The sequence below is a fragment of the Parashewanella tropica genome, assembly GCF_004358445.1.
GTDB classification, from domain to species: domain Bacteria; phylum Pseudomonadota; class Gammaproteobacteria; order Enterobacterales; family Shewanellaceae; genus Parashewanella; species Parashewanella tropica.
Genome location: NZ_CP037951.1, coordinates 1013104 through 1029619, shown reverse-complemented (window position 1 = coordinate 1029619; position 16516 = coordinate 1013104). Strand labels below are relative to the sequence as shown.

The window sequence follows — 16516 nt, the reverse complement described above, 5'->3', positions numbered from 1 at the left end:
GCGTCCACTCAATTTTTTAATCTCAATCTAGATAACCTAAGGTTACTTTCCGTATAAAACACCATAAGCTGGGAAAGTTATCTCATTTTTATTTAGGCTTGCCTTAGCTTTTAGTGGATGTTCAAGTAACTGTATAGCTACTAATGCAGGTACTTTAACTTCACGCTCAGAAAGGTTAAAGCCACAGATAACAGTCTCACCTTCAAAGCTGCGTTTAAACATCAAAATCGGTTCTTCAGTTTTAATAAACTCAATATCGCCTGCAATCAATGACGGATGAGATTTTCTCCATACCATAAAGTTTTTGAAAGCCATCAATACAGAGTTTGGGTCATTCTCTTGTACATCAACAGACAAAGGCTTGTGACTATCGACCACAGGTAACCAAGGTTTAGCTTCACTGAACCCTGCATTAGTCTCGTTCACTTTCCATGGCATCGGAGTACGGCATCCATCGCGACCTTTGAATGTTGGCCAGAAGGTAATGCCATAAGGATCTTGTAAATCTTCAAATGCAATATCAGCCTCAGGTAGACCAAGCTCTTCACCTTGATAAAAACAGATGCTACCTTTCAAGCTTGCCACAAGTGCGGTGATCATTTTGCACTGCTCTGAATTTGCTTCGCCCATACCCCAACGGCTGGCAACGCGTTTTACATCATGATTGCTTACAGACCATGATGGCCAACCCGATGCGACATTTTCTTCTAGGCGGCTTACCGTTTCACGAATATAGCTTGCACTATAATCATCAGTTAACAATTCAAAGCTATAGCCCATATGAATACGACCATCTTCGGTGTATTCTGCCATAGTCGCTAATGAATCTTCTGAAGAAATTTCACCTAACGCCGCTGTATTGGGGTACTTATCCATCATGGCACGTAAGCGTTCAAGAAACTCTAAATTCTCAGGCTGAGTGTTATTGTAATAGTGATACTGAAACGCATACGGGTTGTCTTCAGAAAAACCACGCCCCTGACGTTTATCGACAGGTTTAGCAGGGTTGTTTCTTAGTTGTTGGTCGTGAAAACAGAAATTAATCGCATCGAGTCTTAACCCATCAACGCCTTTTTTCAGCCAAAACTCTACATTATCAAGTACGGCTTGCTGCACATCAGGGTTATGAAAGTTGAGATCAGGCTGCGACGATAAAAAGTTGTGTAAATAGTATTGCTGACGACGAGGCTCCCACTGCCAAGCAACACCACCAAAAATCGACATCCAGTTATTAGGTGGCGTGCCATCTTCATTTGCATCTGCCCAAACATACCAATCTGCTTTAGCATTATCTCTTGAATTGCGACTTTCTTTAAACCAATCATGCTCATTTGATGTATGACTTAACACCTGATCAATCATGATTTTTAAATCTAAAGCATGAGCTTTCTCAAGTAACTCATCAAAGTCAGCCATGTTTCCAAATAGTGGGTCAACGTCACGATAGTCGGCAATGTCGTAACCAAAATCCTTCATCGGAGATTTGAAAAAAGGTGATATCCAAATCGCATCGACACCAAGGCTAGCAATGTATTCAAGTTTATTGGTGATCCCTTTTAAGTCACCAATGCCATCGCCATTGCTATCAGCAAAGCTACGTGGGTAGACTTGGTAAATCATGGCGCCTTTCCACCATTGAATTTCAGACTGACTCATTTTATTGCTCGACTTCTTTTGTGCGTAAGTGAGAAAACGATTCACCTACCTGCTTTAGTAAATATCGCAGATAGTAAACAAAGCCTTTGCCTGAGTCATTGTGCATACGAATTCAAAAAACAATTAACCATTTTGTAATAAACTTTCACATCTAACCTAGTGGTGAGATAAAAATCAGCATATCAATACGATTTTCTAGCACCCAACCTAGCTAAAATGTAATTTATTACACAAATGTTTGTTAAAAAACATGAGATATAAAAAGCATGAAAGATTTGGTTGATAACAACATGTAAAGCCGATTTTATTTAGAATCGTAAGCTTTTAATACATAGCCAAAAAAGCAGCACCAATAAAAATAAAAAACATTTAAAACAAAGGAAGAAACTTATATATTTCAACAACTTAAAGGAACTCAAAAATTTTAAACCCTAAAGCATAAAAGTCTTTTTTGTTCTCGAACCGCAGCACTAACTGCTATTATCCAAACTTTGAATACGTATGTAGAAGTTTGTTAGCCATATATTCATTTGATTAACATTCAGCCGTGATGAATTTGTGCCTATAGAAAACAACAAGAACTATAGGAATTAAAGTGGCTGATAAAGCGGTACACGGTATTTAGTAACACTCCGTAACATTCGGCCTCAATAATAATAACTACTTATATGGAGATACTATGTCACCGTTTAAGCCAAGCATGCTGACACTTGCGCTACTATCAGCTGGTCTAAGTGCAAATACTTACGCTGCTGATGAAAAAGTTAAAGAAAAAGAAGCACAGAAAGATGATATCGAAGTTATTGAAGTTAAAGGCTTCAGAACAAGTGTAATAAAATCACTCAACGCCAAACGTTTTAATGACACTATCTCTGAAACTATTTCTGCAGATGACTTAGGCGCACTTCCAGACTCTTCTATTGCAGATGCTTTAACTCGATTGCCCGGTGTTACAGCCGTTCGGACTGGTGGTCAAGCTAGCGGATTAAATATTCGAGGACTAGATGGTGACTTTGTTTTTGCAACCTTAAACGGTCGAGAGCAAGTGACTACTGGTGGTAAACGCGCCATTGAATTTGACCAATATCCATCTGAGTTAATTAATCAAGCTGCTGTATATAAATCTCCAAAAGCTTCGCTTATTGAAGGCGGTGTTGCTGGCACAGTCGAATTAAAAACAGCAGATCCATTGAAAAGTGAAAAAGAGCATTCTTTCAACATTAACGTAAGAGGCGCTTTTAATGATCGCGCAGATGAAGTTTCAGATGCTAATAAATTTGGTAATCGCTTAAGTTTTTCATATCAAGGTAAATTTTTAGAAGATACCTTAGGAATTGCTGCAGGCTATGCGCATTTATACCAGCCATATGTATCCAGTCAATTCATTGGGTTGCGTTTTAATGACGGTAAACGTGATTTAAATGGTTCAGGTTCAGAAGAATCTATAAGTGAAGGCTTCGAAGTACAACAAAAAGGCGGGGAAGATAAGCGCGACGGTTACATGGCTGCGATTCATTGGCAACCTAATGATAATTGGAGCATTAAAACCGATGTTTTTCATTCTAAATTTGACTCAAAGAACTTCGCAAGAGGCTATCGAGTAAAAAATCTTAAAGATGGAAAAATCACCAATCCTATTATTGAAAATGGCTCAATGGTTGGTGGTACTGTTTCTTCTGAAGGAAATGGAAATTTCGCAGTTTTCGTCGTAAACGATGATGATACCAAGTTATCAGACCTAACCTCAGGTGCATTCAATGTTGAATGGAACGATGGGGAAAAGCTAACGATAGCAGCTGACATAAGCTATTCAAAGGCAGATGGAAAATTCGTAAACGGTGGAACGCGTGCTGTTCTCTATAACGATATTGACGCTCAAATTCGAGCTCCGGAATCTGTCACTTATCGTTTGAATGGTCTAAATCACGCTACGGCAAGTTTTTCTGGTGATTACTCCGACATTAATAAACTTGGACTACGCCAAGTTGGTATGTGGCCGTATGATCAACAAAATGAATTAGTCGCTTATAAGCTTGATTTCAAATATGAACTTGAAAATGATTTTTTAAGCTCTGTTGAGTTTGGAGTTCGTTACTCTGAAAGAGAGTTCAATGCACAGCGTTCTCAAGCTGGCTATGGTAATGAATTTGGTAAAAATCCTGACAATCAACCTGTACTTCGCCTCAACAAGGATATGACAAGTGTTGTTGATTTTGGTGGTGAATTATCTGGTTTCCCAAGCTTCCTAAAAATTGACTTTGATAAAGCTGTTGCTCTTGTTAATAAGCAGCTTGCTAAAACTGGAAAAGGTCCATTTAAACCGACTGCAAACTGGGGAAATAGCTGGACAATGATCCAAAGTGGCTCTGTCAATGAAGATGTTTTAGCAGGGTATGTACAAGGCAATCTAGATTTTGAGCTTGCTGATATTAAGGTTACTGGTAATCTTGGTGTTCGCATTGTCAATACAGATCAGTACTCTTCAGGTTTGCAACAAGTAGGCTTTGGTTTAGGTGAAGAAATTGCTGATGACAATGGAGTGATAAGTAAAGATTACATTCGTAATGAAGTTGGTCAAAAATACACAGATTACTTACCTTCACTTAACTTGAATTTTCATTTAACTGAAAACGACCAAATACGCTTTGCAGCAGCAAAAGTAATGGCTCGTCCACCAATTGATAAACTTAAGTCAGGACGTGGAAATTGGTATCACGACAAAGTTGTCAATAAAGGTACTCCACAAGAAAAAACTTATAAAGTATATAACTCTTGGGGAAATACCAGCCCACTACTAGATCCATTCTATGCAGATCAGTTTGATTTATCTTATGAGCGATATTTTTCAGAAAGTGAAGGCGCGTTTGTAGTTGCGTTATTCTATAAGAATATCAAGTCATTCATTAATAACTTCACCATTAAACCATTTGATTTTGAAAAAGAAGGATTTATTGTTCCTGACACAGTAACTGATAATGGTGTTACTTATGATGTAATTAAAAATGAAGGACAATATCAAACTGCGATAAACAACGATAAAGGCGGTTATATTCGTGGATTAGAGCTTGCATATACCCAAATTTTTGATTTTTTACCAGATGCACTTAATGGGTTAGGTTTTACAGGTAGTTATTCTTTTTCAGACAGTGAGGTCAAATTTACAACTAACTTAAGTGGCTCTGATTTAGATATTCCATTACCAGGCCTTTCTAAGCATGTTCTTAATACAACATTGTTTTATACATTAGATGGTTTCGATACTCGTTTAAGTATGCGATATCGTAGTAAATATGTTTCAGAGCAAGTAGCAGTAGAGTCTCAATTGGCATTCTTTGATGCTGAAACGGTTCTGGATTATCAAGCATCGTATGCTTTTGACAATGGCGTGAAATTACTGCTCCAAGTTAATAACTTAACTGATGAAGCAAACAAAACATATTTTGGTAAAAAACACCAAACAGGCACAATCCAAAACTTTGGACGCCAATTTTTCTTAGGCTTTAACTACTCCCTATAATGCAAAGCCACTTACTAGCCCTGCCTTGAGCAGGGCTTTTTTGCTTATACAAGCTTGAATTCAAATTTAAATACAGTTTGCTTAAAACTCAAATGCAAAATTACTTTCAGCACTTGATAAGAACAAAGTTAATCGTAGGTTGAATAAAAAATGAAAAAATATACCTTACTTTTATGCTCAACTTTAGCTACAAGCTTCAGTTTACTAGGCTGCAAATCATCAACAGAGCCAAAATCTGAAGTAGTTACTTCGCAAAACGCTGACTCCCATAAACCTGTCGTCTACCAAATGTTCACTCGCTTATTTGGCAATAAAAATAGCACCAATAAAGAGTGGGGAACTAAAGAGGAAAACGGTGTAGGCAAGTTTTTAGATATTGACGATACCGCCCTAAATGCCATTAAAAATTTAGGTGTTAGTCATGTTTGGTATACCGGCGTTTTACATCACGCGCTAGTAGCCGATTACACAAAATACGGCATTAGCCAAGATGATCCAGAAGTAGTTAAAGGACGTGCTGGTTCTCCTTATGCGGTAAAAGATTATTACAACGTTAATCCAGATCTAGCAATAGATCCTGCTAAGCGGTTACAAGAGTTTGAAGCACTGATAAAGCGCACTCATAAGCATGATTTAAAAGTCATCATTGATATCGTGCCTAATCACATCGCACGTAACTATCAATCGTTAACCAACCCTAAAGGTGTAGAAGACTTTGGTACTCGTGATAACTCTCAATTGGCTTATCACAGGGACAACAACTTTTATTACGTAGAAGGTGAAGACTTTAAGCTGCCGACAAGCTTAGATAACTACAAAGTATTAGGTGGTGAAAAGCACCCACTGATTGATGGTAAATTCATAGAAAGCCCAGCCAAGTGGACGGGGAACGGTTCCCGTAAAGCGCAACCACATTTTTATGATTGGTATGAAACCGTAAAAGTGAATTATGGCGTTCGCCCTGATGGCAGCTATGACTTCCCTCGCCTACCTGAAAACTATGCGAACAAAGATTACCAAGCCCATTTCAAATTTTGGCAGCAACAATCGGTGCCAAGTTCTTGGGTAAAGTTTAAAGATATCGCTTTGTATTGGACAGCCAAAGGCGTGGATGGATTCCGTTATGACATGGCGGAGATGGTGCCAGTGGAGTTTTGGAGTTACCTCAACAGCCACATCAAAATGCAAAACCCGAATGCGTTTTTGTTAGCAGAAATCTATCAACCCAAGATTTATCGTGACTTTATTCACCTTGGCAAAATGGATTACCTCTACGATAAAGTCGATTTGTACGATCGCTTGAAAGAAATTATTCAAGATAAACGCAATACTGACGTGATTGATGAAGTCGCCAACAAGTTTGAAGATATTGATGAAAACCTACTTCACTTTTTAGAAAACCACGACGAGCAACGTATCGCCAGCCCAGAGTTTGCTGGTCGCGCTGAAAAAGCTCTTCCTGCAATGGTGGTTTCTGCAACCATAGGTAAAGGACCAACCATGATTTACTTTGGTCAAACCGTGGGTGAAAAAGCCTCAAAAGACGCAGGATTTGGTAAAGCCAGTCGCACCACCATTTTTGATTACTGGGGCGTGAAAGCACATCAACAATGGATGAATGGTGGCAAATTTGATGGTGCTTTACTTTCTAACGAACAAAAAGCACTGCAAAATTATTACCGAACGCTTCTGACTTTTACTAAAAACTCAAGCGCATTAATGGGCAACTATGTTTCAACGCATACTGCGAATAAAACTTCGCAAGGCTATCATCAAAAACTCTATAGCTATGCGCGTTTTGACGATAAACAAAAGCTGATTGTGATCAGTAATTTTGCTGAAAAGCAGAGTCCTAATATGAGTTCAGACTTGAGCTACCAATTACCTAAAAGCTTAGTGTCGACTTGGCAACTCGCCGATGGAGCTTATCATGTTATAGATAAACTGACAGGTGCATCTCAGCAAATGATTGTGGCGAATGGAAAAGGCAGTATCAAACTTAAACTGAAGCCTTTACAGTCTTATATCCTTGAGTTGCAGCAGTAAGGGACAACCAATAATGAAAACCATAAACGTGTTCCCTAAGACCGCTATTTCTAGCGCAATCGCATTGTGCTTAGCTCTGCCTATTCAAGCTGCTAAATTAGAATCCGCAACGCTTAAAGGTAAGCAGCTACTTCTGGAAACTGATGAAAGCCAAATCACTATTGATGCTATTGGTGAAGGCGCAGTGAGTGTCCACTACCGAATCGAAGGCATGAAGCAATTGCCGTCATTTTCGATTGATGAAAAAGCTTCATACACGAGCGGCAGTCTCACTAAAACCAAGACTGGATTTCAATATCAGCTTGATGATCTAACAATAAAGATCCAAGCCAATCCATTTAAGCTAAGTTATCACCACAACGGAAAACTTCTGCTTGCGGAAGAATCGGGGTTAATCGCTCACGAAAACATACGAGGATTTCGTTTTAAGTTAGACGAAAACGAAAAGCTCATTGGTGGCGGTGAGCGTGTTTTAGGTATGGATCGCCGAGGTCAACGTCTACCCCTGTATAACAAAGCCTCTTACGGTTACACCACCCATGCTGAGCAAATGTATTACGGTTTGCCAGCGGTGATGTCCAATAAAAAATATGCACTGATTTTTGATAATACCGCTAACGGTTGGTTGGATATTGGCAAAACCGAATCTGATATTCTGCAATTCGAAGCGGAAGCAGGCCGCACCGCCTACATTGTTGCCGCAGGCAAAGATTATCCTGAGTTGATTGAAAACCTCACAGAAGTCACCGGACGTCAGCCGATGCCACCTCGCTGGTCGCTAGGCAATTTTGCTTCCCGTTTTGGCTATAAGACCCAACAGCAAACCGAAGGCACTGTGAATGCCTTTATTGAACAAGATATTCCACTTGATGCTGTAGTTCTGGATCTATTTTGGTTCGGTAAAGAAATCAAAGGAACTATGGGGAATCTCGCTTGGGATAAAGATAGCTTCCCTGAGCCTGAAAAAATGATTGCTAACTTTAAACAAAAAGGCGTCAACACGGTTTTGATCACCGAGCCATTCATTCTTTCCACTTCAAAGCGTTGGGATGAAGCACTATCGGCAGATGCGCTTGCGAAGAACTTTGCGGGCAAGGTCAAAACATGGGATTTCTATTTTGGTAACACAGGGCTTGTGGATGTCTTCTCCCAAAAAGGGCAAGCGTGGTTTTGGGAAAAATATCAGCCATTGCTTAAACATGGCGTTGCAGGTTGGTGGGGCGATTTAGGCGAGCCAGAAGTTCACCCTTACGATACTGTTCATACATTGGATTCAGTTAAAGGTTCTCCTAAAGTTACAGCCAATGAAATCCACAATGCTTATGGTCATCAATGGGCAAAGAATTTATATGAAAAACTAACCCAAGCACAGCCGGAGCAGCGACCAATGATCATGATGCGCTCCGGTTTTGTAGGCTCGCAACGTTATGGCATGATCCCGTGGACAGGCGATGTTAGTCGCAGCTGGGGCGGTTTAAAGCCTCAAGTTGAACTGAGCTTACAAATGGGGATGCTTGGCTTAGCGTATACCCATTCCGATTTAGGCGGTTTTGCTGGCGGTGAGAAGTTTGATGCTGAGCTTTACACCCGTTGGCTACAATACGGTGTATTTCAACCTGTATATCGCCCTCACGCCCAAGACAATATTGCCCCTGAGCCAGTGTTCCATGATGAAACCACTAAAAGCATCGTAAGAAAATTCATCAAATTGCGTTATCAATTGCTCCCTTACAACTATACCTTGGCGTTTGAGAACTCAACCAAGGGTTTACCCTTAATGCTTCCTATGATGTTCGCAAACTCAGATAACACCAGTTTTGATAATGCCAATAGCTACTTTTGGGGCGAGGCGTTTTTAGTTACTCCTGTTGTTGATCCAGCTGTAAAACACGTTGAAGTACAACTTCCTCAAGGTGTTTGGTTTGATTTCTTTAATCACACTCGATATCAAGGCGGTAAAACGGTATCGATTCCAACTCAGTTAGAAACGCTCCCTGTACTGGTTAAGGCTGGTAGCTTTGTGCCTATGGTTGAGCCGATTCAATCCACCAAAGATTACTCAACTGAGCAACTTATTTTGCATTATTACCATGATGACAATTTGAAACACGCTTCAGGGCAAATGTTTGATGATGATGGTAAGAACCCAAAAAGCATCGAGCAAGGGCAATATGAACTGGCTTCGTTTAATGCTGACTTTGATGGTAAGCAATTGTCATTCAAATTGGATAGACAACTGAATCAGTATCAACAAGCGGTTGAGCAACGTGAATTAACACTAATAATCCACAACATTCACAGTAAACCTGAAAAGGTTATGGTTGATGGCAAACTCGTTAAATTCGAATGGAAAAGCAACCAACTAACCATTAATTCGATTTGGAAAGATAGCCAATCAATTGATGTAAGCTTGTGAATACGTATGTAAAGAGCTGTTGCTAACGTAACAAGCTCGTTACCATTGCGATATCGCTGAAACAGCAAGAAAGCAAAAAGAATAATAAGGAAAAGCAAATGGTGAACGAAAAGCCGCATTTGAGCTTTTGGCAGATCTGGAATATGTGTTTTGGATTCCTCGGTTTGCAATTTGGCTTTGCGCTGCAAAATGCCAATATGAGTCGGATATTTCAAACCCTCGGCGCAGAGATGGATGCCATCCCAATTTTGTGGATTGCTGGTCCAGTAACAGGCTTGATTGTCCAGCCAATCATTGGTCACTTGAGTGATAAAACCTGGACTCGCCTTGGTCGTCGCCGTCCTTACTTTTTATACGGTGCCATTGTTACCAGTTTAGCCTTAGTCTTAATGCCAAACGCCAGTTATTTATGGATGGCAGCAGGTTTACTGTGGATTTTAGATGCTTCGATTAACGTTTCGATGGAGCCATTCAGAGCCTTTGTTGCGGATAACATGCCGAAAAAGCAGCAGCCTAAAGGCTACTCGATGCAAAGCTTCTTTATTGGTATTGGTGCAGTTGTGGCGTCTATGCTGCCTTGGGTTTTAGCCAACTTTGGTGTTGATAATCAGGCACCTGAAGGTACGATTCCAGACACAGTAAAATATTCGTTTTATGCTGGTGCAGTAGTATTACTTGGCGCAATCGGTTGGACGGTATTTTCATCCAAAGAGTATTCACCAGAAGAACTCGCGAGCTTTGAGCAAGAAGATGATTCAAAAGGTGACTCTAGCCCATTGATTGCTGCTCAAGTCTATTTCCGCAATGGCTTTGGCTGGTTGGCGACAGGTTTACTTACCACCTTTCTTGTATTCTCAAACCAATGGGATAAACAGCTTTACGTTCTGACGGTCAGCTTAGCAGTATTTGGTTTACTGCAATTCATCGTCGCTTTGCGTCGCAAACAGAATGTTGAGCCTTCAGGTTTTGATTCGATTTTTGATGACTTGCTGTCAATGCCTACCGTGATGAAGCAACTTGCAGTGGTTCAGTTCTTCTCTTGGTTTGCTTTGTTTGCCATGTGGATTTACACCACAGCAGCGGTAACCTCTGTGCATTTTGGTTCAACTGATACCTCATCTGCCGCTTATAACGATGGCGCTAACTGGGTGGGTGTACTGTTTGCCGCTTACAATGGCTTTGCTGCGTTAGCCGCAATAGTCATTCCTTTTGTGGTTAAAACCATTGGTTTGCGAAAAGCCCACTTAACTAACCTATTCTTTGGCGCCGCTGGCTTAGGGTTATTCCTAGTAATAGATAATCCTGATTACTTATTGATTTCGATGGTGGGCGTTGGTTTTGCTTGGGCGTCTATTTTGTCACTTCCATACGCCATGTTAGCGGGTTCATTGCCTGCTAAAAAAATGGGCGTGTATATGGGTATTTTCAATTTTTTCATCGTTATTCCACAGCTATTAGCCGCTAGTGTATTAGGCGTATTGTTAAAAGCAGGGTTTGAAAACCAACCAATTTACGCATTATTGATTGGTGCCACCAGCTTTATGGTTTCTGGTCTTTTAACCCTTAGAGTCACAGCAGCTAAGAGCGAGTAACAAAATGAAAAAATTAGTATTAGGACTCACCATTGCTGCCAGCTTTTCGAATGTTGAAGCACAAGATTTTTACGGCACCTTGCATCCATTTGCCAAAGAGAACGTGTACTTTGTCATCACAGATAGATTTGTCGATGGTGATAAAAGCAATAACTACGAGCATGAGACAGGCTTTAACAAACCTCTGAATTGGCCGAATGGCGATAAAGCCAATGTCGGTTACTTAGGTGGTGATTTTAAAGGGCTGTTGTCTCAAGCGGATTACATTTCAGATTTAGGCTTCACCTCCATTTGGATGACGCCCATCGTAAAAAACCCAGCAGATGCCTTTACTGGCGGGGATGAAATCAAGCCAACGGGCTTTGCTATGGATAGAGGCAAGTCTGGCTATCATGGCTATTGGGGGGTGAATTTTTATGAGTTAGATAAACACTTGCCGTCCAAAGATTTAAACTTCCAACAACTTAATGAAAAGCTCGGCAAGCATGGATTAAAAACCATTATTGATGTGGTGATCAATCACGGCTCTCCAGCCTATACGATGCCTAAGCCGCAAGCGGACTTTGGTAAGCTGTACGATAAAAACGGCAAGCTGGTTTCAGATCATATGAACCTGAAGCCAGAGTCACTATCGCCAAAAGCGAATCCAAAACATGCTTGGTTCAATACCAAGCCAGACTTAGCGCAGTTGGCTGATATTAATGTTGAAAACCCGCAGGCGCTAAAATACTTTACCGATGCTTATTTGCAATGGTTAGGACAAGGCGCATCTGCCATGCGTTTAGATACGGTAAAACACGTTCCAGCTAAAGTATGGGGGCAATTCAGTAAAATCATTCGTGTTCAATATCCAAACTTGTTTATGTTTGGCGAGGTGTACTCTTACGATGCTAAGCAAATTGCCAAATACACTTATCCAGAGTTTGGTGGCATGAGTGTATTAGATTTCCCTTTAAAGCAAGCCATGGATAACGTATTTGCCAATGGCAAAGGCTTTGAAGCGCTTAGCTCAGCATTGCATTTAACTAAAGGGCCTTACGCTAACCCATATGAGTTAAGCACCTTTTATGATAACCATGATATGCCGAGAATGAATGCTGACGATAACGGCTTTATTGATGCACACAACCTATTGTTTACCTCTCGTGGTATCCCAGTGGTTTACTACGGCAGTGAAATGGGCTTTATGCGTGGTAAAGGCGAACATTTTGGTAATCGTAATTATTATGGTGTTAACAACATTCAAAAAGCCAAAAAGCATAAAATTGCTCAGCAACTAAAGCAAATAGCCAAAGTACGTAAAGAGAATATTGCCTTGCAGAAAGGACTTCAGATTGTTGAAGAACTAAAAGGTGCTAAAGCCGTTTTTTATCGTGTTTATCAGCATGATGGTGTGAGCCAAACGGCGTTGGTGATGTTGAATAAAGGGGATAAGGCTCAGACTTTCTCTATGCCTGAGAATATTCAAACTGGTCGCTGGGAAAATGCCGTAACAGGTGAAAAGGTTGATATTAAAACTCAATCTAGAGTCACAGTACCAGCGCACGGTGTTCAAGTTCTTCTTTACAATGCAGAGATTACATCAAAGCCATTAATAAAAGCATTAACAGCTTCAATGCAACAGCGATTAGGGACTAAGACTCAACTCTAATGCAACAGTTCAACTAGGGGCAATGGTACGATAAGACAACCGTCCGTTACAGGATGTAACGGTCGTCAATACATGGATGTATGTTTCTGTTGGCGTTCGTACTATTGCGCCTTACATTTACCAATGATGAATTTTTAAATATTTTTAGATGAATTTCTAGTTACTAATTCAGGGCTCAGCATCACTTGCTGTTGTTGATTGCCCTGAATCTTATCAATCAATACTTCCACCAGCATTTCACCCGCTTTATGAGTATCCTGTCTAATTGTGGTCAATGGTGGGTTCATAAACTGAGCAATTTGAATATCATCAAAACCAACCACACTCACATCTGTAGGAATATGCTTACCTCGATCTTTTAACGCTTTAATCGCACCGATTGCAATTAAGTCACTAGCACCAAATAATGCCGTGAATTCTTGACCACTATCTAACAAAGCTAGGGTAGCTTCATACCCTGATTGCTCTGTTGAAATGGCATCCGCTTGGAGTTTTGGCTCAATCGGTAACCCTGATTTAATCAAAGCTTCGGCATAACCTTGGTAACGGTCAAAAAACTCAGGACAATGCACAGAAGCATCGCCAATAAAGGCAATTCTTTTATGGCCTTGATTAAGTAAATGCGTTGCTGCTTGAAAGCCGCCATCTTTATTGTCACAACATACAGACGGATGCTCAGCCAGTTGAGGTCCCCAGCGAACATAATGGGTACCCTGCTCTTCCAGCTGTTTTAATTTCGGCTCAAAAGCAACGGCATCACCGTACCCTAATAGGATGATGCCATCAGCCTTATGGCTGTCTTCAAAGTCGGCATGCCAATCATCGGAATGCTGCTGAAATGAAAGCAGTAAATCATACTCTTTCTTTGCTGTGGCTTGAGTAATAGAGCCAAGCATCGACAAGAAAAATGGATTGATCAGAGAGTTATCAGAAGTCGGATCGGCAAAAATTAGCAGTGCTAGCGTATTGCTGGTTTGAGTTCGAAGACTGCTCGCATGTTTATCTACTTTATAATTCAGTTCTTTGGCAATGCGCTTAACCTCATCAATGGTTTCTTTCTTTACTAAAGGGCTATTTCTAAGCGCTCGTGAAACCGTTGATTGAGAGACACCTGCAAGGTGGGCAATGTCGAGAGAAGTGGCTTTCCCTTTCATGCTGTAGCTTTCCGAATTATTATTATGCCGCCAAAATATATCAAATAACTCACCAAGCTAACAGTGAGTTATTTGATTCAGATTGTTGGCATCGGTATGGATTATTCCATCAACCACATTCTTGCGCTTCTCGCCGGCAAATAGAATTTATGCCATTGGCTTGAAACACGCTGCACATCATTCGATAAGGTATCACGATAGTTACGGTGCCAATACAAATTATCAACCGCCGTATTCACCCACACGTCTTTGCCTTGATCGCATTTGTTTATTCCGACAACACCAAGGTGTTCACGCTTGAACAGTATGAAACAATCATCAGAGTTCACGACTTTCATCCCTCGACCTTGAGTCGCATTATGAAACTTAATCATGCCCTTTATGTCGCTGCGTTTATATAAATCTTGCCAGCGACCATTATCGTTACTTTCATTGTGATCGGAATAAACCAGTGGCACACCACCATCGCGACCAAAGATGTAAGCATTTGCGAGCTTTTCATCAGTTTCATTTAAAATTTGATTGCGAAACCCTGTATTTAACGGAATATCATGAGTGACGCTAAAGGTAATGGCACGGTGATTCGGTAAAGCTTGCCCAAATGCGCCAGGATCGACAAGGTGCTTCATGGTGCCACCAAATGCGAACGCTTTACGAATTTGGCTAAACAGTGGGAAATCGTAAGCACCATGATCAGTCTGTTGTAAATACGGCGCTAAAAAGCGGTCGTAATCTACATGCCCTCTGCCACCATTGGCGATGATTTCACCAAAAACATGAGTTCCCGATTTGATCTCAGGCGTAAACACCTTGTTTATATGAGACATGGTCATATGCTTAGCTGCATCGACACGAAATCCTTTAACGCCCATGGTTTTCAGTGCCTTTAAGTAAGCTTGTTGCTGACTCACTACCCATGAGTTATCCGTTAAATCGGGTAGACCGGGGTCGCCATTACCGCCACACAAACGCTTATTTTGCACTTCCCAAACATTGGTATAGTCACCAATACAACCTGCTGGATGAAAATCTGAAGCAGTAAATAAGTTTTGGCTTAAATCGCCAAATACAGTAATCGATTGGTACTTTTCTGATTGCTGAGAATATTGAGACAGGATTTTACTACCCGGAAAGTTCAAGTCGGATCGTTGACTGGCTTCATTCGCCATATGGTTAAATACGATATCAGCATAGGTATCAACGCCATTGTCTTTGAGCGCTGCAATCATTTGCTTAAAATCATCGGTATCACCTAGTGGATTATCAATCACGCGATAATCTTGTGGCTGATAGCGTGCCCACCAAGCGTCCCCCGTAGATTTATAAGCTGGAGAAACCAACACTTTTTTATACCCAAGTTGAGTGATTTCTTGTGCTTTTTCTTTGACTTCACTGTATTTCCAGTTAAACGCATGCAAGATGGTGTCAGCTTGAGTCATAAAAGATGCAGAACTTGAAAGGAGCAAGGTTACTGCCAGAAGGTTTGTTTTCATTATTATTTCCTGAGTCTGTTTGTTCTAATTATGTAACAGCTCATATCAGGTTAACGTTAGATGAAAAAACAACCAACCTTTTGCAATCGTATTCAATGTTGAGTGTATCTGATGTAATTAAGAAATTTATCAGAAAAAAGACTATAAACTTATAAGCGGAAAAAATTCCCCCTTTTATACAAAAAAGTTACGACGTTAAGTCGTCCGTAAAATATGAAAACCTACAACTCTTCATCTAAACCAAAAGAGAAGTAAACTCTCCACTTTTAAATGGGTTAACCCTATATTCCCATAAAATTAAAACTCGATCACATAACTAGCTTAAAACCTGCTTACAGACTAATTTTAAAGCATAAACTGATTATAAAGGGATATAGTTATGTCAGGTATCAGCTTACAACAAGTTCAACTCGCCGTAGTTGATCACATTCATCAGAGTGGAAATAACGCTCTAGATTGCAATACCAGAATAAAAATGCCTAATGACAAAGAATATACAGTCAAATTTGACTTAAAAAAGCAAAAATTTACAGCAGCTAGAGTTAATACAGGATTCAATCTTCGTGACTGGTTTGCTACAGCTATTTCGTGGGTAAGAGGCAACCGTACTACTGATCACATTCAAAGAGCATTGAATCACCAAGATGCAATTAGGTATACAGCTCGCATGAATAGCACTTATGCTTCGCACCCAGATGCTCCTAATATGCGCATAACGTTAAAACATCCTCCAAAGAATAAAGAAGATAATGGTTTCCTTCATTTTAATCATCCTCAATATCCACAAGCTGCACATGAAAAAATTGCTGCAAGATTAAAAGAAATTTATGGGGTGTAATAAACTAACAGTAGCGATAGGGTTATTTCATTCTCACACCTCAACTCTATCTCCGTGAGTTGGTGGTGTTGAGGTCACGACAAAAATGAAATCTTCTCTATACTGATTGCTTAACTAATGTGGTATTCCACCTTTTGCAATCGTATGTAACTC

The 16516-nt window shown here is 40.3% G+C and carries 9 protein-coding genes; 6 read left to right on the top strand and 3 right to left on the bottom strand.

The annotated features are described in order from the left end of the window. Nucleotides 1-42 precede the first annotated feature (42 nt). A complete protein-coding gene (locus E2H97_RS04210) occupies nucleotides 43-1656 on the bottom strand; it encodes an alpha-glucosidase (protein WP_133408567.1) in 1614 nt (537 codons plus the stop codon). 679 nt (nucleotides 1657-2335) lie between these two features. On the opposite strand from E2H97_RS04210, the gene E2H97_RS04205 reads away from it, so the two are divergent. The 5 genes from E2H97_RS04205 to E2H97_RS04185 all read left to right on the top strand — a co-directional run bounded on the left by E2H97_RS04205 (nucleotide 2336) and on the right by E2H97_RS04185 (nucleotide 12878). Further along, nucleotides 2336-5173 carry a TonB-dependent receptor gene (locus tag E2H97_RS04205; RefSeq protein WP_133405976.1) on the top strand — a complete coding sequence of 946 codons (2838 nt, stop codon included), beginning with the start codon at nucleotides 2336-2338 and terminating at the stop codon, nucleotides 5171-5173. Nucleotides 5174-5323: 150 nt separating this feature from the next. Further along, the gene (locus E2H97_RS04200; protein ID WP_133405975.1) at nucleotides 5324-7219 is read left to right on the top strand and encodes an alpha-amylase family protein; all 1896 of its coding nucleotides are present in this window, start codon (nucleotides 5324-5326) and stop codon (nucleotides 7217-7219) included. Nucleotides 7220-7232: 13 nt separating this feature from the next. Further along, entirely contained in the window at nucleotides 7233-9635 is a 2403-nt protein-coding gene (locus E2H97_RS04195; protein ID WP_133405974.1) for a glycoside hydrolase family 31 protein, read from the top strand. Nucleotides 9636-9733: 98 nt separating this feature from the next. Beyond that, nucleotides 9734-11227, top strand: a complete 1494-nt coding sequence (locus E2H97_RS04190; RefSeq protein ID WP_133405973.1) for an MFS transporter — start codon at nucleotides 9734-9736, stop codon at nucleotides 11225-11227. A gap of 4 nt (nucleotides 11228-11231) precedes the next feature. Beyond that, nucleotides 11232-12878: an alpha-amylase family glycosyl hydrolase gene (locus E2H97_RS04185; protein WP_133405972.1), complete on the top strand. Its 1647-nt coding sequence runs from the start codon at nucleotides 11232-11234 to the stop codon at nucleotides 12876-12878. A gap of 134 nt (nucleotides 12879-13012) precedes the next feature. Here E2H97_RS04185 and E2H97_RS04180 read toward each other — a convergent pair whose 3' ends face one another. Continuing rightward, nucleotides 13013-14032 (bottom strand): LacI family DNA-binding transcriptional regulator, encoded by a 1020-nt coding sequence (locus E2H97_RS04180; RefSeq protein ID WP_133405971.1) that lies wholly within the window; start codon nucleotides 14030-14032, stop codon nucleotides 13013-13015. A 101-nt stretch (nucleotides 14033-14133) separates the two neighbouring features. Further along, complete coding sequence (locus E2H97_RS04175) at nucleotides 14134-15525, bottom strand: alpha-amylase family protein (RefSeq protein WP_133405970.1); 1392 nt, start codon at nucleotides 15523-15525, stop codon at nucleotides 14134-14136. Between the two features lie 379 nt (nucleotides 15526-15904). Here E2H97_RS04175 and E2H97_RS04170 point away from each other — a divergent pair, with 379 nt between their 5' ends. Continuing rightward, nucleotides 15905-16363, top strand: coding sequence for a hypothetical protein (locus E2H97_RS04170; protein ID WP_133405969.1), 459 nt, complete (start codon nucleotides 15905-15907; stop codon nucleotides 16361-16363). Nucleotides 16364-16516 lie beyond the last annotated feature (153 nt).